A 23,960-nucleotide genomic window follows, 5' to 3' on the forward strand; every position below is an offset into this window, starting at 1 on the left:
TCACCTTTTTAGAACGACTCGATCAATGAACGAAGTTCCTTCACAATAACAGCATGATATCCGTTACCTTCGCCATATTGACGGCCCATTTCGGCTCTGGCTACTTGAATTTTTTCGTTATAATCAGCCGCATCGCGATCTGGATTATCTTTCTTGAATTGCGTCATCACCGCTTGCACGTTCTTCGGACGAGGTCCCCAGTGTCCAAGCGAGAAGCCGCCTGTATCCGTGAACACGACGATTGGAATCCCACGTCCGCCGCCTGTCAGGAACTGATCAATAACATCATAGTTTTGTTCAATGATGAGAACTTCCGTTGGAATACCGCTATCTTCCAAAGCCTTGAAAACTACCGGCACATTGCGAACAACATCGCCACACCAGTCAGCAGCAATAATCAAGCAACGAAGATCATCGCGATTATTCAACGATTCAAAATACTCTTTGTCCTCTTCATTATCCCAGGCAAAACCATCGTAATACGCCAAAAATTGCTCTTTATTTTTCTCCATACTCTCGATAAATTGTTTCGGCTTTAGGCCTGTACCTAACTTACTAGCAAGATTTGCACCCATCGTTTTCATCCTCCCTAGATCGTCCATATTCCCTTTCATTGTATCAAAAGCAAACGAAACCGCCAAATCAATATGTTGCTATGCTTTCGTTTTTCTTTTGAGATAAAATTGATAGCCCGCATACAAGATTGTCAGCACGACCGCAGCGATAATCAATGGTTTAATATAAGGCCCAGCATATTCGCCGATCGTCTCCCAGTTGTCTTTCAATTTCATGCCCAAATAAATATACAAAAACGAGTAAGGAATTAACGCTAGTCCCGTATACAAGGTGAACTTACCTAATGGCATTTTGGCCATTCCGCCTGGCAAAGAGATCGCATGACGAACAATTGGAATAAATCTCGCTGTAAAAATCATACCCGTCCCATACCGGTTAAACCAGCTCTCCGCTACATCGATATGATGCTTACTGATTAGAAGGTATTTGCCGTATCTTTCTAGGAAAGGTCTGCCGCCATAACGTCCAATCCAATACAAAACAACTTGAGCCAATGTTCCCCCAACGACCGCGCACACCATGCCGCCAACGAAGTTAATTTGACCTTTGGATACTAGATACCCTGCGTAGGCTAAAAGCAATTCGTTCGGAATGACCTCAAGCATGAGTCCAAGGAATATCCCCCAGTACCCCAGGCCTTCCAAATATACCAAAACACTTTGAATCAACTCATGCATATGTAACCCTCTCTTCGCTTCTTTCTTTTGCCGGTAAACACAGCCCCCATGGGCTCATATATCTGTGCTAATTGTATTGACTATTTCTGATATTCTGCTTTTCTAATCCCATTCACATTCTATCATAGACAGGCTCTTATCCTCTACTTGTATGCAACTCATTGTTAAAATACACCAATTGATGTTGGCACATCACCGCATGTTGAGTCAATTTGCTTCATCCAATAATCCGATTCATGCGCTGACAAGCCCCCGCATAAGATGTACAAGACCCTTGTACAGGAGGCGTACCCTATGTCCCGAGTATGGATTATCAAACGCAAGCATGTCATTCAACTAGCAGCCGCGCTTCTACTCCTTCTCATTGGATGGCTGTATGTCAATCGCGATACCATCCTGCCCACATTAGCCAATCCAACGGCAGAACGCACCATTCACATGGTTGTTGGGGAGTTCAAATCCACTACCGCTGATGGCAAAACCATCGAGGCTTACCGCTGGGACCCTGGCTCCATTCCCGTTAAGAAGGGTGAACACATCAAGCTCAGCATCCTTGGCATCAATGGTGAGAGTCACCCCTTTTTCATCGAAGGGCTCAATATCAGTGGTGAGATCAAAAAAGGCAAAGAAACCATCGTACATTTTACCGCCAATCAAGCAGGGACGTATCGCCTCATCTGTATGACGCATACGGATATGGCCCATAATGGTCCGATGGTCGGTTATATCGAGGTGTATTAAATGGCTTCTCCAGCGAAACCTTAAACCATCTTTCTGCGAACTCGAATCGTCACATTCTCAGGCGACTCGACATCAGAAGTGGCATTAAGGCTTTTTTTCGTTTACACTGATGCCAAGCTCAATTGAATCCCAACGAAGAAGGTGCTTCCCGTTTTGAAAACACATGTACTCGTGGTCGATGACGATGCCCATATACGCGAATTGATGCGCTTCCTATTTTCCAAAGAAGGTTATGCCGTCTTTGAAGCAAGTGATGGTGAACAAGCCTCTCGACTGCTGGAAATGGAACAAATCCATCTCGCTGTTGTTGATGTCATGATGCCGCTTCGTGACGGTTTGGAGCTGTGCGCTGAAATCCGCGAACACTACGACATTCCAGTTCTTCTTGTAACGGCCAAAGGAGACATGGAAGATAAAGAAAAGGGCTTTGCCTCAGGCACCGATGATTACGTAGTAAAGCCGTTCGAGCCGAAGGAACTGCTCTTCCGAGCACGCGCCTTATTACGGCGATATCAGCTCGTTTCCTCGGAAATGATTACACTCGGACACACGGTCATCAATCGCAAAAGCTATGAAGTCACGATCTCAGGTGAAACGCTGCTTCTACCGCTCAAAGAATTCCAGCTGCTTGCGCAATTGGCGAGTCATCCAGGGCGCATTTTTACGCGAGAGCAACTGATTCACATGCTGTGGGGTACAGATTATGAGGGTGACAGTCGAACCATCGATGTGCATATCAAGCGACTGAGGGAGCGTTTTTACGAGAAAACTAGTGACTTTATAATTACGACGGTGAGAGGACTTGGTTACAAGCTTGAGGTGACAGAAAGGTGAAAACTTTATATTTTCGCATCGTTGTTACGTTTATTCTCATCGCAATGGTCAGCTCCGTGCTCGCTCTCTTTCTTTCGAATTGGTATTATCTAACGAAATTAAGAGATCAGAACGAGGAACAGATTTGGAAAATTACAACGGAAATTCGCACGCTTTACGAGGAAATGCCGGGTGTAGAGCCCTCAACCTTTTTCACCCATATCGCCAATATGGGCTTCCAGCTCTATGTTGTGAATGAGCAGATGGCTGGGACCTTCTATGGGGCACCGTATAAACATACACAGTTCGATCCGGAGCATATTCAACGTGTTCTAGCGGGGGAAACGTACCGTGGAATGCTGCAAGAGCGGCATGTTCTCATGGTGATCGGTTATTTTGAAAATAGCCTGCGCAACAGTATCGGTGTTCCCCTTCAGGTGCAAGGGAAATCGTATGCCTTGTTTGTTCGGCCTGCTCTGGAACAGCAGATCGGCGGCGTTCGCGTCCTGATGGCTTTTCTACTCGGACTTACCTTCCTTTTCAGCATCGTCCTCATCATCATTCTCTCCCAACTTATCGTAAAGCCTATCAAAAAATTACGAGAAGCCACAAAGCGAATCGTTGGAGGCAGCTATGAAATAACGATGGACGTTTCCCGGCAGGACGAGATTGGGGAGCTTGCACGAGATTTCACCTACATGGCGCAATCGCTCAAACAGGTAGAAGCTATGAGGCAGGAATTCGTGGGCAATGTCTCGCATGAAATCCAGTCTCCCTTAACCTCAATTCAGGGCTTCGCCCAATCCATACTGGATCAGACGACCTCCGAGGAGGAGAAGGAGCGCTATCTTCATATCATTTTAGACGAAAGCAAAAGGTTGTCCTCTCTCAGCAAACAACTCCTAACACTAGCCTCGTTAGATAAAGAGAGTCATGTAGTTAAGCGAACCCTGTACAGGCTGGACGAACAAATTCGTCAAATTCTCATTAATACCGAGTGGCAATGGTCGGATAAAGACCTAGCGATTGATTTGAATTTACCGGAAACCGACGTCTCGGCAGACCATCAATTGATGCATCAGGTTTGGCTTAACCTTATTACGAATGGCATCAAATACGCTCGTCCTCATGACGCCTTACACCTTGCCATTCAGTCTTCAGAGACGGAGGTCACCGTCGTGGTAAGCGACACAGGGATTGGCATGTCGGAGGCGGAACTACCTCATATTTTCACCCGCTTCTACAAAGCGGATCGCTCTCGAAACCGAGCTAGTGCCGGCACGGGCCTTGGTTTATCCATTGTTCAGAAAATCATCGAGCTGCACCGTGGCAGTATTCATGTGCAAAGTGAACTCGGTAAAGGGACTACTTTCACTGTTAGGCTCCCTCGAATGTAATCTCCCATTCATCATCCGTTCATATTCCTCTCCTACTATTTGAAATAGATTTAGGAGAGGGGAATGAACCTGCATGAAACCTACTTTATCACATCTTGCCAAGTTCGTAAGCAGTGCCAAAGGTGTCCGAATCGTACTCATCAGCTGGTTAGCTGCCATCCTTTTATTAAGCGCATTTGCGCCATCTTCCAAAGAAGTCGCTCAAAGTGGTGGTGAAGGCAGCCTTGGTAGCCATACACTGTCTGAAACAGCTAAACAGCTATTGCAAGAGGCCTACCCTTCCCAAGACGGCTTAACTGCCATCCTGGTGTTCCATTCCCAGAAACCCATTACAGATTCTGAACGTGGTGCTATTACGAGCATCAGTACGTGGCTGGCTTCTGATCAGAAGCCACTCTACGTCACGCGTTCTCTACCCTTCCATCAAATGCCTGCCGCGCAGCAAGAGCTCTTATTTTCCGCAGATCGAACAACGCTCTTGTTAACACTCTCCCTGCAGAAGGATCTGGCATCTGGTCCTGTCTACGATACCCTTGAACAGATTCGTCATATGTCGGAGCAACAAAGCTTGGGGACGATGAAGCTTGAAATTACAGGTCCTGCGGGCATCTCATCCGATACCATCATGCTCTTCAAAAAGGCCGATATTGTGTTAATGCTCGCCACACTTGGGATTATTCTCGTTATTTTAATCGTCATCTATCGTTCCCCGCTTCTAGCCTTGTTACCTTTGGTTATCGCAGGCATGGTATATGCAGTCGTGGATAGACTCATAGGCTTAGCTGGCAAAATGGGCTGGATATTCGTCGAGAAGCAATCCCTCTCCATTATGATGATTTTGCTTTTTGCCGTGTTGACGGATTACTGCTTATTTATCATAGCGCGCTACCGTTCTGCCCTGCGGACAACGGATTCCAAGTACGATGCGATGTCGAAGGCTTTCTCCCATGTAGCTGAACCGATTTTCTTTAGCGGCGGCACCGTGCTAATCGCCATGCTCACTTTATTCACAGCAGTGTTCAAGCCGTATCATAGCTTTGCTCCAGTGTTTGCCATCGCGATGGTCGTCATTTTGCTTGGTGGACTGACGTTGATTCCTGCCATGTTTGCCTTGATTGGACGGAGAGCTTTTTGGCCGTTTATTCCACGTGAGGAAGCGTCGCTTGTGAAGGAGGAGCCTCGCAGCTTCTGGGCGTGGATCAGCACTCGCGTGACCACAAAGCCACGGATAACCGCACTTGTGCTCATAATTGTACTGTTGGCACCTGCGCTATCTACACTAGGAACGCGTTATTCATTTAATCTCATGAAATCCTTCCCTATCGATATTTCTTCCAGACAAGGTTTTGAAATTCTGGAGGCACGATTCCCACAAGGGGAATTGGCGCCAGTCACTGTCCTTTTGGAGTCGGAGAAAGCAATCGTAAGGAACGAGTCGTTTAATAAAAAAATAAATACACTGACTGGACTTATTCAGGGGCGTGAGGGGATTAGTTCGCTTACAATGGCGGTCGACCCCGCTCAGTTAACTTCTGAGCATACTGACATATCTAAGCATATGAAACTTCAGCTCATTTTAAAGTTGAATCCTTATGATCAAGCCGCACTTGATTTGATCTCCAGCTTACGCAAGGATAGTGATGCCATGCTTGAGCAGAGTGGCTTTGAGCCTGGCCAGTTCACCCTGCATTATGCTGGACAGACTGCAGAGCAGCTTGATGTTCGTACTATGAATAAGCGTGATACGCTCGTTATTTTCTCACTTATTACGATATTGATTACCCTTATGCTCATCTGGCAGTCCCGTTCAATTCGACTGGCGCTCACCATGATGGCCACCATGCTGCTGTCCTACGCAGCTACGATGGGAATCGTGTGGAGTGTGTTTCATTTCGGATTTGGTTACGATGCCTTCAGCTACCGTCTGCCTGTGTACACGTTTATCTTTCTCATCTCGTTAGGTGTGGACTATAACATCATCTTGGTCTCTCGGGTGCAAGAGGAATCGCGGCGCCATCCTTGGCAAGTAGCCGTGCAACGTGGTGCCGCGTTAACTGGTGGCGTCATTTCTTCAGCTGGCATCGTGCTGGCGGCGACCTTCTGCGTCTTAATGACGCAGCCTTTACAGGAGCTGCTGCTGTTTGGATTCGCGATGGCTGCCGGTATTCTCATCGATACCTTTCTCGTACGAGGCATGTTGCTTCCAGCACTGATGACTAAGATGGAGCCGCGTGTGAATACAGCGAAGCTTTCTTCACGAACTTGGGCGCCCTAGGTCCTTGTCACGAGTCGCTCTCCGCCCTCTCTGTGCATACACATATCAGAGAGAGGAGCGTCGATCCCTTTATGGTGTATCAGAATCAAAGTGAACGTCACAAACAGCAATACCCCAACGCTCGTGCTATTCGGAGAGCATGCAACAAGGAATTATATCGAACCATTAAGCGGCTCAAAATTTGGCTAACCCCCGAGCAAATCAAGTCCGCTGAGACCATTTATGTGAAAAAAGTGATACTGAATCTCCCCTTCATCGTCGATAATGGCAGCAACCGTCGCTTACTAGCCGACTGGTTCGCCGAACACGTAGGACCGGAGATCGCCCCTATATGGAACGTCGAGCTGGAAAGCTTAACGGAGGCATTCCGCGACGCATTCGGCGGTTAATATCACGGAAGGCCCGGAGTGATTACGGGCCTTTTTGCTGCCTTTTTTCCTTCCACTTTCTACTCCTAGATATTTCTGCTCTTGCTGCTCTTGTTGCTCTTCTTACTTTCCCTGCTACTGCTACTGCTAGTGCTACTGCTACTGCTCTTCCACTCTTTCTACTCTTCCTGGCCCCTGCAAATTCTTTAAAAAGATGCGATAATGCAGTTTTTTCAGCTCCTCTTCACTCTAATTCAGTGATTTGATGCAAAAATACATCAATTCACCTTTTTTTTCCTTCTCAATCCTCAAATGACACTAAAAAGATGTATATTCGCAGTTTTTCCCAATATTTGACGAAAAAACTCCATAAAAGCTGCATATTTGCAGTTTTGGGTGTTTTGAATTGAGAGGTTGTGCCTTTTTTGACGGTGAGAAAGTTTTGGCGGTTTGGCGGTTTGGCGGTTTGGCGGTTTGGCGGTTTGGCGGTTTGGCGGTTTGTTGCTTCCTCCTCCCCTCTCGCTTCGCAAAAAAAAGCCGCGGGGCACAACCGCCCCCGCGACCTCAACCATTACATATACTCAGGCAGCCACTTGCCATGCGCCTCAATCATCTCGTCACACATCGCGACGATATCATCCATCGACAGCTCAGCAGCTGTGTGCGGATCTAGCATCGCAGCATGATAAATATGCTCACGTTTATGTGTAATCGCAGCTTCAATCGTCAACAACTGCGTGTTGATGTTCGTACGGTTCAACGCCGCTAGCTGCGGAGGCAGATCACCTACATAGGTAGGTGTAACGCCGTTGCGATCTACCAAGCACGGTACTTCTACACACGCTTCGCGCGGTAAGTTCGTAATTAAGCCGGTATTCATCACGTTACCACCGATTTTGAACGGAACATCCGTCTCAATCGCCTCGAAAATATACGAAGCATACTCATGTGAACGCACATGCGTCAGATTCGCATCGTTCACAAGATCCTCGCGCATTTGCTTCCAGCGACTAATTTGGTCAATACAACGACGCGGATACTCATCCAGCGGAATATTGAAACGATCCACCAACTCCGGGTAGCTCCGTTTGATGAAGTACGGATGGTACTCTGCATTATGCTCAGAGGACTCTGTAATGTAGTGACCGAATTTCAGCATCATTTCATAGCGAACCATATCCTTGTGCTTCTCTTTTTGCTTCTCGGCGGCACGTTTCTTAATCTCCGGATACAAATCAACGCCATCCTTGGATACCTCGAGCAACCAAGCCATGTGGTTAATACCCGCGATTTTCGCTTTCACACCTGTTTGATCAATTTCCAAATGCTTGAACAACTCCGGCACGCAAGTTTGCACACTGTGACATAGACCTACTGTACGCACACCGCCATACGTGTTCATCACATTCGTCAACACAGCCATTGGGTTCGTGTAGTTAAGGAACAACGCATCCGGACACACCTCGCGAATATCCGCTGCAAAATCCAGCATAACTGGAATCGTTCTCAAGTTGCGGAAGATACCACCAATACCAACCGTATCGGCAATCGTTTGGCGCAAACCATACTTCTTCGGAATTTCAAAATCCGTAATTGTACATGGATCATAACCACCTACTTGGATCGCATTCACCACATATTTAGCACCGTTAAGCGCTTCTTTGCGGTCTGTATACGATTTAATAATGGATGTGCTTCCACTTGTTTTCTTGATGTTATTCAACATATTTGCTGAGTCTTGCAACCGTTCATGATCAATATCAAAGAGAGCGATTTCAAAGCCTTGTAATGCGGGTGTAAGCAAACAATCACCGAGTACATTTTTCGCAAAAACCGTGCTTCCTGCACCTAAAAAAGTAATTTTGGACATGTGAGATTCTCCTCCAATAGTTCATCTATTTCATATCTTTACTATAGCGCATGCTCGGTTTGAAAAATATGGATTGAAACAACTCCAATATGGACATTTGTAGTTTAATAGGGTACGCTCAAGATAAAAACATAGCGAGGCTTCTATGATTCCAGAGCACACTTATTTCTCAGTAAATATTAACCCCCTTCATAGTAACCTTGAACTGTCCGTGCTTTTTAGCGGTGAAGGCAAGCCTTTCCCGCTCCACAAAACGGGACCCGCTGTTCATGATTATTTTTTGATTCATACCGTACATGCGGGAAAGGGTACTTTTGAAATGTGTGGACGAACCTATGACTGCCAGGCCGGGGATACCTTCATCATCTATCCAGGCGAGCTGTTCACTTACACCGCAGATGCCAATACGCCATGGCACTATACGTGGGTTGCTTTTACCGGCCGTGCCGCAAGCACGACACTTGCACAAATTGGCATGTCACCCGAGCAAGCTGTCATATCTGGCAGCACACCGCGAACCATTAGGCACTACTATCGTCATATTCGCTCCTCTTTTCGCCAAAGCGATTTCCCCCAGTTGGAGGAGTTGGAAGCCGAGGGCTGGCTGCGCTTGCTTCTACATGAACTTGGCCGCGTGAATACACACCATATTTCCGTTAAACATACGGCAGAAACCGATATTAAGCGCCAAATTGGCCAGGCCATCCGCTACTTAGAACTGCAATACACGCAAGCCGTCTCTATCGAGCATCTCGCTCGCAACCTTGGTTATCATCGGACCTATCTATGCAAAATGTTCAAACAATCCACGGGCTTGTCCCCTATGCAGTATTTATTCAACATCCGCATGGAAAGGGCTAAACAGCTGTTACGAACGGCCATGACGATCGATCAGATTGCCTCGTCCGTCGGCTTTAACGATGCGCTCTACTTCTCCAAGCAGTTTCACAAATGGAGTGGTTCTGCGCCTTCGGTCTATCGCAAGGAACTCAGAAACAACCAGTCAGAGTGACATTTCCTCATGACATGTCGAAGAGCCTATACCAACATCTTGGCATAGGCTCTCGTGCATTGTTTATTACTTCACGCCATAAAAGCTAAGCGTTCCAGAAACTTCATCCGAACTTACGAATAAGTTCTTCCCGCTTACTTTAAGGATACCCTCTGGTGACTCGCCGCCTGATGGCAATAGGCCCAAGTAATTTGGTTTTGTTGCATCTGTGATGTCAAAAAATAAGATGGCGCTAGCACGCTCAGAAGCTACTGCTAGCATCGGCTTACCGTTGATAACTCCAATGGTTAAGTTCTCCACTTCACTGCCTTTATTAGCACTTCTGCTATCGGGATACACACCAACTTGAGCTGTCATTTTATCAATGAGCTCCATGCTGTCATAGATGGCTTTACCTTGTAAATCCCACACCATAATATTGCGTCCGCCCGCTTTAACGCCGTCTTTAAACTCATCCTTGCCTAAATCGCCTTCGTTGGCTGTAATCACATACTTCCCATCCAAAGACCATACAATCCCGTCCGGTTCAGGGCGTGCCGTCATATCTTCCGTAATCGATACCTCACCATTGCTCTTCAAATCAGCTTTATGCTTCGTTACTCCTAAACCGAACATATTGATGATTTTTTTGGAAGCTAAATCAACGATAGCGATGGCATTATTCTCTTGCAGTGTAATTGCTGCTTTCGAGTTATCCGGGCTACTCGCTACATACTCCGGTTGTGGATCATTCGGGTAAGTCACACCTCCACCAACTTGCGTTAAATCAATCTTCAGCTCCGTATGCACACCTTTCAAGACATCTCCATTCGGGAACTCAATAATCGATATCGAACCAGGACGCTTGACACTCTTCATATCAATTTCACCTGTAGCAGGATCGATCTCTTCATCCTCATTACACACCACAGCGTATTTACCATCGCTAGAAATTGTAACGGAATCTGGCCCTACGCCAATTTCATAAGTCTTAACTGTCGCTTGTTTCTCAATATCCACAACAGCTAAGTAACCTTTATTCGCTGTATTTACATTGTCGCCAGCGCGAACACCTACAAGTACGTACTTGCCATCAGGTGTACTCACGACACTCGTCACTTCAGCTTCTTTGGAAAGATCCGTGAAACTAATCTCTTTCTTAACCGACACAGCTGCTAGGTTCTCAATCGATACCAGTGCGATGCTGCCGAGATCTGCTTGGGTAACGATTAACGTTTTACCATCTGGCGTAGACGTTGAGATTTCAGCCTTTTTATTCGGCATTTGATACGTTGTGAGCAATTCCAAACCGGTTTTGTTTTGAAGTTTGATAACTTCATTCTGAATCGTCTTGAATGCATCTTTACTTAGTTGCGCAGAACCATCGATTAGGTACGGCTTTTTATCCAATTGAACGGATTTCCCTTGAAAAGTAGCTTCAGTGGAATCCAGTTTTACGACTGCTTGTACACCGCCAACTTGAATTTGAATAGAACGGTCTTTGTCATTCCATGTCACTTTGCCTTCCATTCCTTCAATCGTCTTGCGTAACGGAAGATCCGTTGTTGTTTCTGCTGCCATCGCGTAAGCAGGCGTTAATCCTGCCACGACAAGCAATCCCGCCATTGCCCCGCCAACTACAGTTTTCATCATTTTTTTCAACACAAACACCCCTCTTATTGGAATATGCTCTTCCAGCATAGAGGAGTAGTGTTAATTTCAAGCTATGAATATGTAAATATTTCGTAAATACCAATCAAATAGAACCGGTTTACACTTAAATCTCAATATCCACAATCAGGCTGTCTACACGCCCAACTTCACGGATATACGCTGCTACAGCTTGATGCTCAGGGTTTGGCCCGTATGCCGCCAAGGCTGCTTGATCTTCAAAGCGAACGGATAGTACGACTTGAAAACCTTGATTTTTCTCAGAAAAATTAAGACCTGCTTGAATATCAACGATACCTGTTAGATGTGGACGCAGTGCTTTAAAACGATCAACAACCTCTTGCAGCTGCTCCTGCGTTGTTGTTTCGCCAAATTTTACAAGGACAATATGATCAATCATGGTGTGAACCTTCTTTCTATGTCTATAATCATTTCGAACATCAATAATGAACGACATTAATCTTATCAAAAATAGAGGCCGAGTACCACCCTCGATTCAAGTTGAGTGCGGTACTCGGCCTCACTAGCGGATCACTTACCAGCTATGGCTGCAATCCGATCGGAATTGAGCACCTGAGCACCCGTTTTCCCTGACTTCGCAGCTCGAATTAATCCCGTCGCAATCGTATGCGCATGAATGGGGCGATACTTACGAAGGCGTCCCGTCATCAGTGGCGTTACCGCTATCGACAGGATGCTCCCAATCTTCTCGCCTAGTCGGAACTCCCCTCGGTTGCCAAGAATAAGTGAAGGACGAAGCATGTGAAGTGCACGAAGCCGCATTCCCCGCAGCTTATCTTCCACTTCCCCTTTCACCTGGTTGTAGAAAAAGGAAGAGCTTCGATCGGCCCCCATCGCTGTCACAATGGCGAAGCTATCTGCTTGTCCCTTGCTTGCCACTTCAGCCAACATGAGGGGATAGTCGCGATCGACTCTGCGGAATTGCTGTTTTGAGCCTGCCTTTTTAATCGTCGTTCCTAAGGTACAAAAGACATGAGCATGCGCAAACTCGGATGACTTCAGATTCTCACTCAGTTTAGCGAAATCAATCACTCGCTGCTCTAGTTTACTTTGTCCACCTGTTTGCTCCAGATCCATCTTCTTACGCACTAAGGCAATAACCTTCTCATAGTCCGGATCGTTCAGTAGCTGTTTGATCAGTTCCTTGCCGACTAAGCCCGTTCCTCCTGCAACAATCGCCGTTCTCCCTTTCATAGCGCGCCTCCAACGTCATATTTATACATGGTCATCTTCCTCATACAACCTTTTGTTATCCACTACAACACGATTTCTTCCGCTTGCCTTTGCACGATATAACGCATGGTCTGCCCTGGAAACCATATCTTCGAGCACCATCGTTCCGTATTCCAAGGTCGGTGAGTATTCTGCGACTCCAATGCTGGCCGTTATTTTCACGGTTAGCGACTCTTTTCTGTATGGCTCCTCTTTTAAAACCTCACGTACCTCCTCAGCTACAGCTGCACTCTCTTGCGCATCCTTTCGCAGTAACAAAAGAATAAATTCTTCACCGCCATACCTGGCTACAATCGCATCCTCTCCGGCATACCTTTTCAAAACACTTGCAACATGATGCAGAACGCCATCGCCAACCAAATGACCATACGTATCATTAATTTTCTTAAAATGATCAATATCCATCATCAAGACGGAACAAGTCTGTCCTGAGTAAATGCACGACTGCAGCTGCTTGTTTCCTTCAAGCATCATATACCGTCGATTGTGAACCTCTGTCAATTGATCCATCCATGCCGAATGCTCCAATAACGAAATATATGATTTCAAACGATCAGACATGAGGTTAAATGTCACCACTAATTGACGCAGCTCTACAGGTGCATGTTTTATTTTATCTGCATTGATCTGGTAATCATAATTGCCCTTCTGAATGACCTTCGTTGCACGCAGCAAGTAGCGAATCGGCCTTTCTATTTTGGAGGCAATCAGCACGGCAGCTGCTACGCTCAGCAATAGAGCAATCAACGAGATCACAATAATCGTCACGCTTAATTCATTGAGCTTCTGGAAGATTTCCTTCTTCGTAATTTCCCCAACAACTAGCCAGTTCTTCTCTTGCGACCAACGATATTGACCGTAGACACTCTCACCTCGGAAGCCAATATAAGCACGATCCGCCTTACGATTCACCAACGCTAGTTGATAAATTTCCGGTGTGACTCCTTGGGGATGGAGGTAATTCTCCATACGCTTGGACGCCGTTACCATATTGCCGTATCCATCAAGCACATAGACTTCCCCCGTATCCCCGAAGCTGAGCCGTGACATCAATGTATTCAGCATTTCGAGCGTAACAACACCAAGCACAATGCCTTTGAATTCACCATGATCGCCTAGCACAGGAGATGAATATGTAATCATAGGTGTATCATTTTCTTTGGACATGACAACACCTGAAACAAAGCTCTTCTTTTCCTTGCCGCGCGCGTAATATTCACGATCACCTACATAGGTCTGTGTTGAATTTGTACGTATATAACCGTCAGGCTCCACATAGGTAATCGAATAAAATTCAGATTTTACCTTCGCGTAATCTTGAAATTCCCGTTTCAAATCACCGATGCGATGGAACTTGGCGTTATCTGAAAGTGCGAAGCGTTTAATGGTATCCAGCTTTTCCTGATTCCAACTTTCAATATATAAACCCTGCACATCAATCACTTGCTTCAGTTGAACCCCAGCCTCCTCGATCCGATTGCCCTTCTCTATAAAATAAAAAGGAATAATAATCGAGAACGCCAGCACCAAAATGATACCGCTGATCCAGAGTTGCAGTCTTATTTTAATGGTATGATTGGTAAAAAGAGAAAACAAATGCCCCATTGAGGTTTCCCCCTCTATTCTATATATCTGCATTATACCTTATATGAGGACAAAAACAGACAAATTTCACTAATTCCCATTGTAATTGTATGAATACTTAGAAAGTACTCTCGTTTGAAAAGTACTTCTCTATCGCTTATGCTATTTTGTATGAAGAAAAGAGGTAATTCACCCTATGAAAATTCTTGTACTGACCGAAAAACCAAGTGTAGCCAAAGAAATTGCTCGCGTGCTGGGCTGTAATCAGAAGCAGAAACATCATTTCGAGGGCTCTAAATATGTTGTCACCTGGGCACTCGGTCATCTCGTTACGCTCGCTGAGCCTGATGATTACGATCCCAAGTACAAGACCTGGAACCTTGAAGATCTGCCCATTATTCCAGGCAAAATGAAGCTCAAAGTCATGAAAGAAACGTCGCAGCAGTTTCGTGCCATCGAGCATCTCAGCCGTCGAGGTGACCTGTCGGAGCTGGTCATCGCAACCGATGCGGGGCGCGAAGGCGAACTTGTCGCGCGCTGGATTATGGAGCTGATCCGCTGGAAGAAGCCGTTCAAACGGCTTTGGATCTCGTCGCAGACGGATCAGGCCATCCGCGAAGGCTTCGCGCAGCTGAAGCCTGGCACTGACTACAACCGGCTGTATCAAGCAGCCGTCTGCCGTTCCGAGGCCGATTGGCTGATCGGCCTCAACGTAACCCGCGCGCTGACCAGCAAGTTCGGCGCGTCGTTATCCGCTGGACGCGTGCAGACGCCCACGCTGGCCATGATGATCAACCGTGAGGCGGAAATCCGCGATTTCCGGTCCGTCGACTACTGGTTGATCGAAGCCGAACTCGGATCCTTCCGCGCCCAGTGGCGGGATCCGAAGACCGGCGACTCGCGCATCTGGGACCGCGAGCGCGCCGATAGCTTGAAAGCCAAACTGCAAGGCCAGAACGGCCGTATCGTGCAGGTTAATAAAACCGAGAAGCAGATTCCGCATCCGCTGGCTTATGATTTAACGGAGCTGCAGCGCGACGCGAACCGCAAATTTGGCTTCTCCGCTAAACAGACGTCCAATGTTCTACAACGGCTTTACGAGCAATACAAGTTGGTCACTTACCCGCGAACGGATTCGCGCTATTTGACCTCGGACATGGTACCGACCTTGCTCGGCCGTTTGAAAGGTGCTGCTATTGGCCCTTATGCGGCGCTGGCTGCACCTTTTATCCGGAAGCCGCTAACCATCACGAAACGGATTGTCGACGATTCCAAAGTCAGCGATCACCATGCCATTATACCAACAGGTGAAGCCATCTCACTTGCAACATTAAGTGCAGATGAACGTCGACTCTATGATCTGATTCTTCGCCGCTTCTTAGCTTTATTCAGCGGTCCTTGCCGCTTCGATGAAACGAAATTAACCATCGAAATCGCTGGCGAGAAGCTCTACGCTTCAGGCAAAGTCGTGAAACAAGCGGGCTGGAAAGAGGTCTATGGTGCCACGGATTTCAGCGATCCTGATCGCGAAGACAATGATGCTGAAGAAGATTCTGGACAATTGTTGCCAGAGGCTTCTGAGAAAGACACCGTTACCGCTCGCAACGTCCGCCAAGTTAGCCGCCAAACGAAGCCTCCTTCTCGCCATAATGAAGCATCTCTGCTATCGCAAATGGAGAAATTCGGTCTCGGCACACCTGCGACTCGCGCAGATATCATCGAGAAGCTCGTGTCCTCCGACACGATTGAGCGCCAAGGTTCCTTGCTCATTCCTACCGGTAAGGGCACACAGCTCATCGAGCTGGCTTCTGAAGAGCTGCGTTCACCCGAGCTTACGGCACGCTGGGAACAAGAACTTGAACGCATCTCCAAAGGGAAAGGCAGCATGGAAGCTTTTCTCAGCGGTATTCGCAAAAAAGCAGCCGAACTTGTTGACGAAGTCAAACACAGCTCCGCAGCGTATAAACCGCATAATTTGACCGGCAGTAAGTGCCCCGACTGTGGCGAGTTCCTTCAGGAAGTCAAAGGTAAAAGAGGACGTTATCTCGTTTGTTCCAGTCGGGAATGCTCCTATAAACGTGAAGCTGACGGACAATTAACGAACCACCGATGCCCGCAGTGCCATAAGAAGATGGAAATCCACACAGGGAAAGCAGGCAAATATTTTCAATGCCGTCCCTGCAATGTCGTTGAGAAAATCGATGGCGATGCGAAGGGAGGCGGCGGTCGCAAGGCTACAGCCAAGGCCAACCGCCAGCTGATCGAACAATTCTCCGATTCTGCCGGCGTTGGGAACTCACTCGCAGACAAGCTGCTTGCAGCCCTTCAGCAGAAGAAAGACGACTAATGCCAAGCATAAAGCCCAAGCGAATTCGCTTGGGCTTTTGCATCGGCATGTTTGTAACTATGTTAATTTTTGGTTAAAATCCTGCCTTTAACCGCTAATTCAAGATCTTCTAACGTTGTGATCCCCAAGCTAACCAGCGCATCGCCTGCTTCCATATGTACATTGGCTAAGATATGCATGCTTGTATGGGGCACTAATGATTTGCGAAACTCGTGAAAAAGCACCGCATTGTATGCTTTGAGAACCGTCATAAACTCAACAGTTGGCGGAATGAGTCCGCGAATTTCAGACGATCGCCAGAAAAATTCTCTCACATGCATAATATCGGCACCCGTGCGGTTCAACCTTCGAATCATCGCAAAAAACTCATCAACAAGTAGTTGTCGATCCGGTTTCATGTGACCATCCCTCCAAATAACTTACTTCTTCTTGAAGGATACCACAAATAGTTCTTAAGTTCCATATCAACCCTCACATGAAAGGGTATAAATACCTATGAAATTTGCGGATTTTTTCGATTTCCCTTCCATTTGCCCCTCTGTGCCCACAGCATATCTACCATATACAGCACAACACCCAAATTAATGGCAAGATCAGCTAGATTCATAATGCCACCTCCGGAGTGAAAAACGATAAAGTCAGTGACTTTCCCGAATAGCAGACGTTCAATTCCGTTACCAATCGCTCCACCAACAAGAAATGCAGCAGCGCTTTGTTTTAACGGGCCTGGAAAGCCCCCTTTTTTACGATACCACCAAATTCCTGCGACAATGAGAATGGCCAGAACGCCGAGTATAGGAGCCCATCCCTGCAGTGAACTGCCTGCTGCCCCGCTATTTTGATAATACGTAAATGAGATGATATCTTTATAAAATGGCATAGATTCACCCACCGTCATCACGGAGCGTATCCAATACTTAGACAATTGATCTATAGCTGTAGTCACTAGAATAATTGAATAAAATAACATGTTAAACCTCCTGTTCCCTTCCTTCACCTTGCTCTCTTATTTTACTTGAAAAATACGGATAACTGTTAATTCTACGCTTTCCCCCTTAAGGTCAACATAAAAAGCCCCCCCAGTCATCCTGTGGCGGCCCCCTGCCTATCTACCCTGTTGTCCCTCAAGTTAGACTCATTAACGTGCGGTATAGCTCCCCAGGCGTGTTTGCCATATAGTCTGGATTTCCGCTGTGCAGCAGCTGCGGAGAATCGTATCCCCATGTCACAGCTACGATGGGCACACCTAACTTTTTACAGGATTCAATATCTCGTATTTCATCGCCAACATAAATCATGCGCGTAGGCGTGGTTCCCCACTGCTTCATTACTTTGCGAATAGAGTGATGCTTGCCGAAAATATGCTTCGCTGAAATGATCTCCTTAAATGCACCCTCCAGCTTATTCTTTCTTAAAAATAGCCGAATATTTGCTTCTGAATTGGAAGAAAGAATCGAGCTCTTAACGCCTTGCGCGGAAAGCTTCGCAACGACCTCTTTCATACCAGGCACAATCTGCAGGGATCGAATATTTTCGTGATACAGTTGTCGCCCTGCCACCATCAGCTTAGGAATTTGAAGCACAGGCACCCCTAAGCGATCTACGCGTTCAGAAATCGACATCGAGCGTAAAGGGCCTAAGTCCTGTTCGCGGATAGGGCGAAAACGATGTTGGATGGCCATTTCATTGTAAAGCTTAACTAAAAGCGCCCTCGAATCGACAAGTGTCCCATCAAAATCAAATAGGATATGTTTTACCATCTGGGTGTATATACAAATAAGGCCGGACCCTCGGGCGGCACTTGGCGAATTTGATTATGTTTAAACTCTTGGGCGGGATCTAAGACCACATGCGGATTACTTATGGTTCGCAAATCTTCCCATATACAAGAAACCCCGTTGTCGTAGCCCGCTGCACCACCTGCGAACATTTTACACCCTTTGCAATATTGCTCCTTTTGCTGCACGTCCAGCTTCACGACTTTATTACGAAGACAACAGTAAATTTCATTAACTGTGTTACATACATTAACATGAGTGATCATTGCCATTTACCGTCAACTCCTTGCTGCACTTTGAGTGTGTAATAGTAAGTTTATCGAACTACTATTAAGTGTATGACAATATTTTGTAAACGGAATAACATTTCTCACGATGGGCCGTCCAAATTTGCTACAATATGGACATATACAACGACAGGTTTGGAGGTGCTTCACCTGCAGGATTCTTTGCATTATGTGATTCCTTTTCTCATCTTTGGCTTTTTTATTTATCGAAGGACGAAGCGTACCATTGGCTTTCAAAAGCTTTCCCGTGGCAGACTCATCTTTCGTCTGTCCTTATTCAGCCTCCTCGGGGTCATCATTTTCCTCTTGGGCTTCGTGCACCCCATCCATTTCATCGGCTATCTGATCGGACTTGCTGGCGGTACGTTGCTTGGACGTACAGCAATCCGCCATACCCGCTTCGAGCATAGGAGCGATGGCTGGTATTATCGTACACATCTCTGGGTTGAAGTCACCGTACTCGTTCTCTTCCTAGGCCGCATCGCATACCGCTACGCAGCTGTTGCCCTGTCGACAGGTCCAACGACTACTTTTACACCTGCTGAGCTCTCTCAGTTTTCAAAGGATCCTGTCACCGCTGGTGTTTTCTTCATCATCGTATCCTACTACGTTTTGTTTTTCGGCTACTTACTGCGCGAAGAAACCAAACTGGATCCCGCAGCGTTGGCGGAACCCACAGGAGCCCCCGCTCCACAGGTGAACGTTCGGGTGGAGTAATGAAAAAGGGATATTCCCTCCGGTCCATTGACCTGGGAGAATATCCCTTTTTTTGCGTTTCCGCCCGTTCGGCGGGCGATGCTCGGTTTTAGCGCCCTTTTGGGGCGCTATTTGCCATGCCGTGCGCGGCTTTGCTCTGGAATAAGGCCCCTTTCGAGCCTTATTCCTTGCTTTTCGCGGCTACGCTAAGCCGCCTTTCGCTGCCTCCTCGGCCGCTTTGGCGAACTGCGTGCTGTACAGCCGTGCGTACAGCCCTTCCAGTGCGAGCAGCTCGCTATGCGTGCCCCGCTCCACGACACTGCCCGCTTCGATCACCAGAATGTGATCGGCGGCCAGCACCGTGGAGAGCCGGTGCGCGATCACGAGCGTCGTGCGCCCTTGCATCAGCTCCTCGAGCGCGGCCTGCACATAGGACTCGGATTCCGAGTCCAAGTGCGACGTCGCCTCATCGAGGATGAGGATACGCGGGCGCTTCAGGATCGCGCGAGCAATCGCGATCCGCTGACGCTCGCCACCGGAGAGCCGGTGGCCGCGCTCTCCGACCATCGTGTCGTACCCTTCGGGGAGCGACACGATGAAATCGTGGATGTAGGCCTGCCGACAAGCGGCCTCCATCTCCTCACGCGTAGCGTCCTCCCGCGCAAAGCGCAAGTTGTCGCCAATCGTCGCGTGGAACAGAAAAGACTCCTGCGTCACATACGCGATCTGCGCGCGCAGCGACGCTAACCCCACGTCGCGGACGTTGACGCCGTCGACCTCGACAACACCGGCTGTCGGGTCGTACAGCCGCGCGATCATCCCGATCAGCGTCGACTTCCCCGCGCCGCTTGGTCCCACGAGCGCGACCATCTCACCTGGCTGCGCTTCGAAGGTGACGTCGCGCAGCGCATACTGCACCACCTTCTCTCTAGGCTCTTTCGCTTTTCCTCTCTGCCCTACTCCTAGCTCTTCCGCTCTTCCTCTCTGCCCTACTCCTAGCTCCTCCGCTCTCCCCGTCTTCTCCAACTTATAAGCAAAAGACACCTGCTTATAACTCACGCGCCCTGCAACCGTTCCTAACTGGCGTGCTCCCTCGGCATCCATGACATCAGGCACCATGTCCTGATACTCAAAAATCCGCTGGAATACCCCTAGCGCCGTAGCGACTTCAACTTGCAGATTCAGGAGTGTGCCTACAGGCATGTACAATCTTCCCAAATACGCCGTAAACGCGACGATTGAACCTAACGTCATATCCCCGTTGATAACGGAGTAGCCGCCATAGATATAGATGATGGCCGTTCCTAAAGGCCCAAGGGTATTCGTTGCCATCCCGAACCAACGACCGACTAGATTGAGACGCAGCTCGAGATCCATCACCTTTTGATTCATCTTCGTAAATTCCTGCTCTTGCTGCTTCTCTCTGCCAAAAATCCGCGTCAACAACGCACCCGAAATGCCGAAGTTCTCATTTAACTGCGAGGTGATTTCCGAACGCACTTTTTGTGTTTCGAGCCGCAAGACCTTCCTTACCTGGGAGACCTTTTTAACAGGCAGCACAAAAAGCGGCAATATCAATACCGAGATAATCGCAAGCTTCCAATCTAGCGCAAATAAAATGCCTATCGTCGTGAAGACGATAACAATCTGCGTGATGGAGGAGACCACAATGGATGTCACCACACTCTGTACCGACTGCACATCGCCAGTGATTCGCTGCACAATTTCGCCTGAGCGCGCGTCCGTGAAGAACGCCATCGACTGTCGCTGCAAATTAACAAACAAGGACTGTCCTAAATCCCGAATAACCCCTTGGGTTACTTTGGTATTCAGATGGTTTTGCCAAACGCCGAGCACGCCGCTCAGCACAGGCAGCAGAATCATCAGCAGCGCCATAACCGATAGCAGTTTGACACGCCCCTGCGGGATCGCCGTATCAATAATTTCTTTCATAACGAGTGGTGGAATAAGCCCAATCACTGCCGCAAGCAGCGCCAAGCCAATAATCACCATAATTTGTCCCCAATAGCTTTTGAACAATAACAAAATCCTTCGTATCGATACATCCTTCAACTTGGCCTTGGGACGATTCCGGTCGGACAGCCGCCCCATTCCCCCTGGCCCTCCTGATCCTATCACTCACATATCACTCCGATCTTTCTCCTCTTTGCTGCCCCTCAGCTACAAAGGAATTGCATAGGTGATTGCACGAACAACTTCATCTGCCATTCGCAAGACATGATATAACGAAGTCGTTTGCAGCACATTGTACTGCCTTGGTCCATCCACATTGACGATCGCCGCAATCGTATAGTCACCAATAGGCGGCAACACTTTACCGACTGATTTCCCGGGTGCCAACGGCTGGTTCGACAACTGGTATAAACCTACACTTAATTTTTGTCCCAAACATGCATCTATCGCAATCACCACGACATTCGGTGGAACTTCCTGCAGGCGAATCGCCAAGTTACTGGCATCACACGGTGCCGCTAACGTACCAATGACATGCGGATAGCCTAGCTCTGCAAGCTTGCTTCCAACGAGTGGACCTAGTGAATCGCCAGTTGAACGATCGGTCCCGATACACACAAAAGCCAACTCACTAGGATTCAACTCCGTGCGCAATGCGATCTGTTGTAAAAGCTGACCTAACTGTTCACCATTTACCTTTTTCCAAAACTGCGCTTGCAGCTCCAACGGTTCTTTCTCCATCTTTGCCTCCCTTCCAAACATGTTGCACTTCATTTTAACCTGATAAATGATAGTTCTATTGTTTCATAAGGAGATGCGCCCTGTCCACTTACCTACCGCCATCTGCACGCACACCAAATAAGCGTTACTCGACAGAGCAAAGCCTATTCATGCCGCTTGTATCCTGACTTATACCTTCTTAATGAACGCGATTCATCCGAACAATCCGATAATAGAGCTGACCGCTTACCTCTTGTTCCACTTCCAAATAGCCTTCCGTATGTACATAATCCCCCAACATAAACGAGGAAGCATCTGCTGAATCTGCATGTGTTAGAAAGAGCAACGCTACCTTATCATCCCCAACTACAAATCCAACCTGTTCCTTCACCTGAAACTTCTCGATAATTTTCCCATGATGTGATCTCACGATATGATGAAACCGCCAAGTGCCTTCTTCCTGTACGATAAAATAAAGCACACGATTGCGATGCGCATTGCTAAACTCCCGCGTCACACCAATCATACATACCTTTTCACCAATTCGCAGATATTCATCAATGACATACGATTTCAGTCGTAAACGGTTGACGTTCTTGCTCTGGATATAATTTTCCATCTCATCTATCGAGCGGTGATCCTTCGGATCTTGTTTCGTTGCATAGAATACTTCTTTAATAAAAGTATCCGTTTGGAATTGCCTTGCCCCTTTGAAATGGTTATACGTATGAAAAAATTGCTTAATCACGACCCGAATGTCGTCCGGAATGGCAGGACCTGTTTCCACGTTGTACATGCGATCTGTTCGACCCGACATTTTAATTTTATGAAACCAGCTTTTCCAGACACTAACTTGCATGTCGTACGCGTCACCTACTTTCTTCCAACCATTTTCTCATTATAGGCTATAATCCTCAAAATTTCGATAAAAATCGCATATTTTCGCGCAAAAAAAAGAGCATCCGCCGCTATGCTTTCATTTGCGAAAGACACAGCGAACATACGCTCTTATTCACCCTGCATATACGATATGGAGTAACTGTCTTATAGTACGCGTTTTGCACCTACATATCTTGAGCCCCAATAGGAGCTAGCGAGACTATCAACCGTCACACCAACAGATGTTGTTGAGGAGATGAATTGATTATTGCCGATGTAAATGCCCACATGATTGACGATACCTGAAGCAAAGAAAACAAGGTCTCCCGCTTTCAAATCCGTCACTCTTGTCCCTGCTTGATCGTACATTTGCACGGAGGTGCGTGGCAGTTCAATACCTTTGGCCTCGTATACATAACGAACGAATCCAGAGCAATCGAAGCCCTTAGGTGTCGTTCCTCCCCATCGATAAGGCGTCCCCTTAAAAGTCGTTGCAGCTTGAATAATTTGAGCTGAAACGGATGGCTGAACAATCTTGGCGACTGGAGCTGCTAGGGCTGCGGGTGGGGGTGCAATCCATGCGGGCTTGTGAGTTTTACCGTCTTGTTCGACGATAGCGATTTTATTCGCATCATTCCACGCAATCTCAGAGCCAAACGTCTCTGTGATGAAACGCAGCGGAACATAGGTACTTCCCTCTAGCAACGTAGGACTGCTCTCTAGTTCAACTAACTTACTGTTCACGATCGCTTTCTCTTCGTCAGTAGTAAGTTGAATGGATTGCTCTTTGTTCATAAGTGTGACGACAACTTCATCGCCTTGCTTCGCCCAACCCACTTGATAACCTAACTTCTCCGACAACACGCGAAGTGGCACTTGGAGTGTACCGGCCTTATCAATAAAAGGCTGTACCTCTGGGAACTGCACCAAGTCATCGTTGACTTGAACCTTCACCGAAGAAGAATCCGTTGCCGCATGCGCGGATGGCGCGGCGAACAGTGAAATGGCTGCGCCTACAATAGCGCATGAACAAATAAAGCTTTTGGTAAAAAGTTTCAAAAC

Annotated in this window: 23 protein-coding genes; 8 read left to right on the forward strand and 15 right to left on the reverse strand. The window is 47.3% G+C overall.

Features of this window, described 5'->3' with window-relative positions:
- Positions 1 to 8: 8 nt before the first annotated feature.
- Both J2736_RS15610 and uptA read right to left on the reverse strand, forming a co-directional pair.
- Positions 9 to 575, reverse strand: a complete 567-nt coding sequence (locus J2736_RS15610) for a thioredoxin family protein (RefSeq protein ID WP_068663455.1) — start codon at positions 573 to 575, stop codon at positions 9 to 11.
- Positions 576 to 653: 78 nt separating this feature from the next.
- On the reverse strand, positions 654 to 1,253 hold the full coding sequence (gene uptA / locus J2736_RS15615) for an undecaprenyl phosphate transporter UptA (RefSeq protein ID WP_310499526.1): 600 nt from the start codon (positions 1,251 to 1,253) through the stop codon (positions 654 to 656).
- Between the two features lie 294 nt (positions 1,254 to 1,547).
- Between uptA and J2736_RS15620 the strand changes: the two genes are divergently transcribed.
- The 5 genes from J2736_RS15620 (at position 1,548) to J2736_RS15640 (ending at position 6,868) form a co-directional block, all read left to right on the forward strand.
- Entirely contained in the window at positions 1,548 to 1,994 is a 447-nt protein-coding gene (locus tag J2736_RS15620) for a cupredoxin domain-containing protein (protein WP_310499527.1), read from the forward strand.
- Positions 1,995 to 2,147: 153 nt separating this feature from the next.
- A complete protein-coding gene (locus J2736_RS15625; RefSeq protein ID WP_310499528.1) occupies positions 2,148 to 2,828 on the forward strand; it encodes a response regulator transcription factor in 681 nt (226 codons plus the stop codon).
- On the forward strand, positions 2,825 to 4,204 hold the full coding sequence (locus tag J2736_RS15630) for a sensor histidine kinase (RefSeq protein WP_310499529.1): 1,380 nt from the start codon (positions 2,825 to 2,827) through the stop codon (positions 4,202 to 4,204). The genes J2736_RS15625 and J2736_RS15630 overlap by 4 nt, the downstream gene beginning before the upstream one ends.
- 73 nt (positions 4,205 to 4,277) lie before the next feature.
- Positions 4,278 to 6,479: an MMPL family transporter gene (locus tag J2736_RS15635; RefSeq protein WP_310499530.1), complete on the forward strand. Its 2,202-nt coding sequence runs from the start codon at positions 4,278 to 4,280 to the stop codon at positions 6,477 to 6,479.
- 71 nt (positions 6,480 to 6,550) lie between these two features.
- Positions 6,551 to 6,868: a dehydrogenase gene (locus J2736_RS15640; protein WP_310499531.1), complete on the forward strand. Its 318-nt coding sequence runs from the start codon at positions 6,551 to 6,553 to the stop codon at positions 6,866 to 6,868.
- A gap of 550 nt (positions 6,869 to 7,418) precedes the next feature.
- Here the strand turns inward: J2736_RS15640 and melA are convergent.
- On the reverse strand, positions 7,419 to 8,717 hold the full coding sequence (gene melA, locus J2736_RS15645; RefSeq protein WP_310499532.1) for an alpha-glucosidase/alpha-galactosidase: 1,299 nt from the start codon (positions 8,715 to 8,717) through the stop codon (positions 7,419 to 7,421).
- A 145-nt stretch (positions 8,718 to 8,862) separates the two neighbouring features.
- On the opposite strand from melA, the gene J2736_RS15650 reads away from it, so the two are divergent.
- A complete protein-coding gene (locus J2736_RS15650; protein WP_310499533.1) occupies positions 8,863 to 9,729 on the forward strand; it encodes an AraC family transcriptional regulator in 867 nt (288 codons plus the stop codon).
- Positions 9,730 to 9,795: 66 nt separating this feature from the next.
- On the opposite strand, the gene J2736_RS15655 is transcribed toward J2736_RS15650, so the two are convergent.
- The 4 genes from J2736_RS15655 to J2736_RS15670 form a co-directional block, all read right to left on the reverse strand.
- Positions 9,796 to 11,361 (reverse strand): choice-of-anchor I domain-containing protein, encoded by a 1,566-nt coding sequence (locus tag J2736_RS15655; protein WP_310499568.1) that lies wholly within the window; start codon positions 11,359 to 11,361, stop codon positions 9,796 to 9,798.
- A gap of 124 nt (positions 11,362 to 11,485) precedes the next feature.
- Positions 11,486 to 11,779, reverse strand: coding sequence for a Dabb family protein (locus J2736_RS15660; protein WP_310499534.1), 294 nt, complete (start codon positions 11,777 to 11,779; stop codon positions 11,486 to 11,488).
- 131 nt (positions 11,780 to 11,910) lie between these two features.
- On the reverse strand, positions 11,911 to 12,594 hold the full coding sequence (locus tag J2736_RS15665; RefSeq protein ID WP_310499535.1) for an NAD(P)H-binding protein: 684 nt from the start codon (positions 12,592 to 12,594) through the stop codon (positions 11,911 to 11,913).
- Positions 12,595 to 12,615: 21 nt separating this feature from the next.
- Entirely contained in the window at positions 12,616 to 14,238 is a 1,623-nt protein-coding gene (locus J2736_RS15670; RefSeq protein WP_310499536.1) for a sensor domain-containing diguanylate cyclase, read from the reverse strand.
- Positions 14,239 to 14,413: 175 nt separating this feature from the next.
- On the opposite strand from J2736_RS15670, the gene J2736_RS15675 reads away from it, so the two are divergent.
- Complete coding sequence (locus tag J2736_RS15675; RefSeq protein ID WP_310499537.1) at positions 14,414 to 16,564, forward strand: DNA topoisomerase III; 2,151 nt, start codon at positions 14,414 to 14,416, stop codon at positions 16,562 to 16,564.
- Between the two features lie 62 nt (positions 16,565 to 16,626).
- On the opposite strand, the gene J2736_RS15680 is transcribed toward J2736_RS15675, so the two are convergent.
- The 4 genes from J2736_RS15680 to J2736_RS15695 form a co-directional block, all read right to left on the reverse strand.
- Complete coding sequence (locus tag J2736_RS15680) at positions 16,627 to 16,962, reverse strand: hypothetical protein (protein ID WP_310499538.1); 336 nt, start codon at positions 16,960 to 16,962, stop codon at positions 16,627 to 16,629.
- 95 nt (positions 16,963 to 17,057) lie between these two features.
- Positions 17,058 to 17,534, reverse strand: a complete 477-nt coding sequence (gene lspA, locus J2736_RS15685) for a signal peptidase II (protein ID WP_310499539.1) — start codon at positions 17,532 to 17,534, stop codon at positions 17,058 to 17,060.
- 154 nt (positions 17,535 to 17,688) lie between these two features.
- Entirely contained in the window at positions 17,689 to 18,324 is a 636-nt protein-coding gene (locus tag J2736_RS15690; RefSeq protein ID WP_310499540.1) for an HAD-IA family hydrolase, read from the reverse strand.
- Positions 18,318 to 18,614, reverse strand: coding sequence for a hypothetical protein (locus J2736_RS15695; RefSeq protein ID WP_310499541.1), 297 nt, complete (start codon positions 18,612 to 18,614; stop codon positions 18,318 to 18,320). The genes J2736_RS15690 and J2736_RS15695 overlap by 7 nt, the downstream gene beginning before the upstream one ends.
- A gap of 66 nt (positions 18,615 to 18,680) precedes the next feature.
- Here J2736_RS15695 and J2736_RS15700 point away from each other — a divergent pair, with 66 nt between their 5' ends.
- Positions 18,681 to 19,346, forward strand: coding sequence for a hypothetical protein (locus J2736_RS15700; RefSeq protein WP_310499542.1), 666 nt, complete (start codon positions 18,681 to 18,683; stop codon positions 19,344 to 19,346).
- A 180-nt stretch (positions 19,347 to 19,526) separates the two neighbouring features.
- Here the strand turns inward: J2736_RS15700 and J2736_RS15705 are convergent, their stop codons facing one another.
- The 4 genes from J2736_RS15705 to J2736_RS15720 all read right to left on the reverse strand — a co-directional run bounded on the left by J2736_RS15705 (position 19,527) and on the right by J2736_RS15720 (position 23,957).
- The gene (locus J2736_RS15705) at positions 19,527 to 21,437 is read right to left on the reverse strand and encodes an ABC transporter ATP-binding protein (protein WP_310499543.1); all 1,911 of its coding nucleotides are present in this window, start codon (positions 21,435 to 21,437) and stop codon (positions 19,527 to 19,529) included.
- Positions 21,438 to 21,506: 69 nt separating this feature from the next.
- Positions 21,507 to 22,040, reverse strand: a complete 534-nt coding sequence (gene yyaC, locus J2736_RS15710) for a spore protease YyaC (RefSeq protein ID WP_310499544.1) — start codon at positions 22,038 to 22,040, stop codon at positions 21,507 to 21,509.
- Positions 22,041 to 22,218: 178 nt separating this feature from the next.
- Complete coding sequence (locus J2736_RS15715; RefSeq protein WP_310499545.1) at positions 22,219 to 22,878, reverse strand: hypothetical protein; 660 nt, start codon at positions 22,876 to 22,878, stop codon at positions 22,219 to 22,221.
- Positions 22,879 to 23,063: 185 nt separating this feature from the next.
- Entirely contained in the window at positions 23,064 to 23,957 is an 894-nt protein-coding gene (locus tag J2736_RS15720; RefSeq protein ID WP_310499546.1) for a C40 family peptidase, read from the reverse strand.
- Positions 23,958 to 23,960: the final 3 nt, after the last annotated feature.

The sequence above is a fragment of the Paenibacillus qinlingensis genome, assembly GCF_031455095.1.
Taxonomy (GTDB): Bacteria; Bacillota; Bacilli; order Paenibacillales; family NBRC-103111; genus Paenibacillus_E; species Paenibacillus_E qinlingensis_A.

Excerpts from the sequence above, each read along its gene's own strand:
- J2736_RS15610 (WP_068663455.1), bottom strand. The coding sequence starts at position 575 with ATGGGTGCAAATCTTGCTAGTAAGTTAGGTACAGGCCTAAAGCCGAAA.
- uptA (WP_310499526.1), bottom strand. The coding sequence starts at position 1,253 with ATGCATGAGTTGATTCAAAGTGTTTTGGTATATTTGGAAGGCCTGGGG.
- J2736_RS15620 (WP_310499527.1), top strand. The coding sequence starts at position 1,548 with ATGTCCCGAGTATGGATTATCAAACGCAAGCATGTCATTCAACTAGCA.
- J2736_RS15635 (WP_310499530.1), top strand. The coding sequence starts at position 4,278 with ATGAAACCTACTTTATCACATCTTGCCAAGTTCGTAAGCAGTGCCAAA.
- J2736_RS15640 (WP_310499531.1), top strand. The coding sequence starts at position 6,551 with ATGGTGTATCAGAATCAAAGTGAACGTCACAAACAGCAATACCCCAAC.
- melA (WP_310499532.1), bottom strand. The coding sequence starts at position 8,717 with ATGTCCAAAATTACTTTTTTAGGTGCAGGAAGCACGGTTTTTGCGAAA.
- J2736_RS15650 (WP_310499533.1), top strand. The coding sequence starts at position 8,863 with ATGATTCCAGAGCACACTTATTTCTCAGTAAATATTAACCCCCTTCAT.
- J2736_RS15655 (WP_310499568.1), bottom strand. The coding sequence starts at position 11,361 with ATGATGAAAACTGTAGTTGGCGGGGCAATGGCGGGATTGCTTGTCGTG.
- J2736_RS15660 (WP_310499534.1), bottom strand. The coding sequence starts at position 11,779 with ATGATTGATCATATTGTCCTTGTAAAATTTGGCGAAACAACAACGCAG.
- J2736_RS15665 (WP_310499535.1), bottom strand. The coding sequence starts at position 12,594 with ATGAAAGGGAGAACGGCGATTGTTGCAGGAGGAACGGGCTTAGTCGGC.
- J2736_RS15670 (WP_310499536.1), bottom strand. The coding sequence starts at position 14,238 with ATGGGGCATTTGTTTTCTCTTTTTACCAATCATACCATTAAAATAAGA.
- J2736_RS15675 (WP_310499537.1), top strand. The coding sequence starts at position 14,414 with ATGAAAATTCTTGTACTGACCGAAAAACCAAGTGTAGCCAAAGAAATT.
- J2736_RS15680 (WP_310499538.1), bottom strand. The coding sequence starts at position 16,962 with ATGAAACCGGATCGACAACTACTTGTTGATGAGTTTTTTGCGATGATT.
- lspA (WP_310499539.1), bottom strand. The coding sequence starts at position 17,534 with ATGTTATTTTATTCAATTATTCTAGTGACTACAGCTATAGATCAATTG.
- J2736_RS15690 (WP_310499540.1), bottom strand. The coding sequence starts at position 18,324 with ATGGTAAAACATATCCTATTTGATTTTGATGGGACACTTGTCGATTCG.
- J2736_RS15695 (WP_310499541.1), bottom strand. The coding sequence starts at position 18,614 with ATGGCAATGATCACTCATGTTAATGTATGTAACACAGTTAATGAAATT.
- J2736_RS15700 (WP_310499542.1), top strand. The coding sequence starts at position 18,681 with ATGACAATATTTTGTAAACGGAATAACATTTCTCACGATGGGCCGTCC.
- J2736_RS15705 (WP_310499543.1), bottom strand. The coding sequence starts at position 21,437 with ATGGGGCGGCTGTCCGACCGGAATCGTCCCAAGGCCAAGTTGAAGGAT.
- yyaC (WP_310499544.1), bottom strand. The coding sequence starts at position 22,040 with ATGGAGAAAGAACCGTTGGAGCTGCAAGCGCAGTTTTGGAAAAAGGTA.
- J2736_RS15715 (WP_310499545.1), bottom strand. The coding sequence starts at position 22,878 with ATGCAAGTTAGTGTCTGGAAAAGCTGGTTTCATAAAATTAAAATGTCG.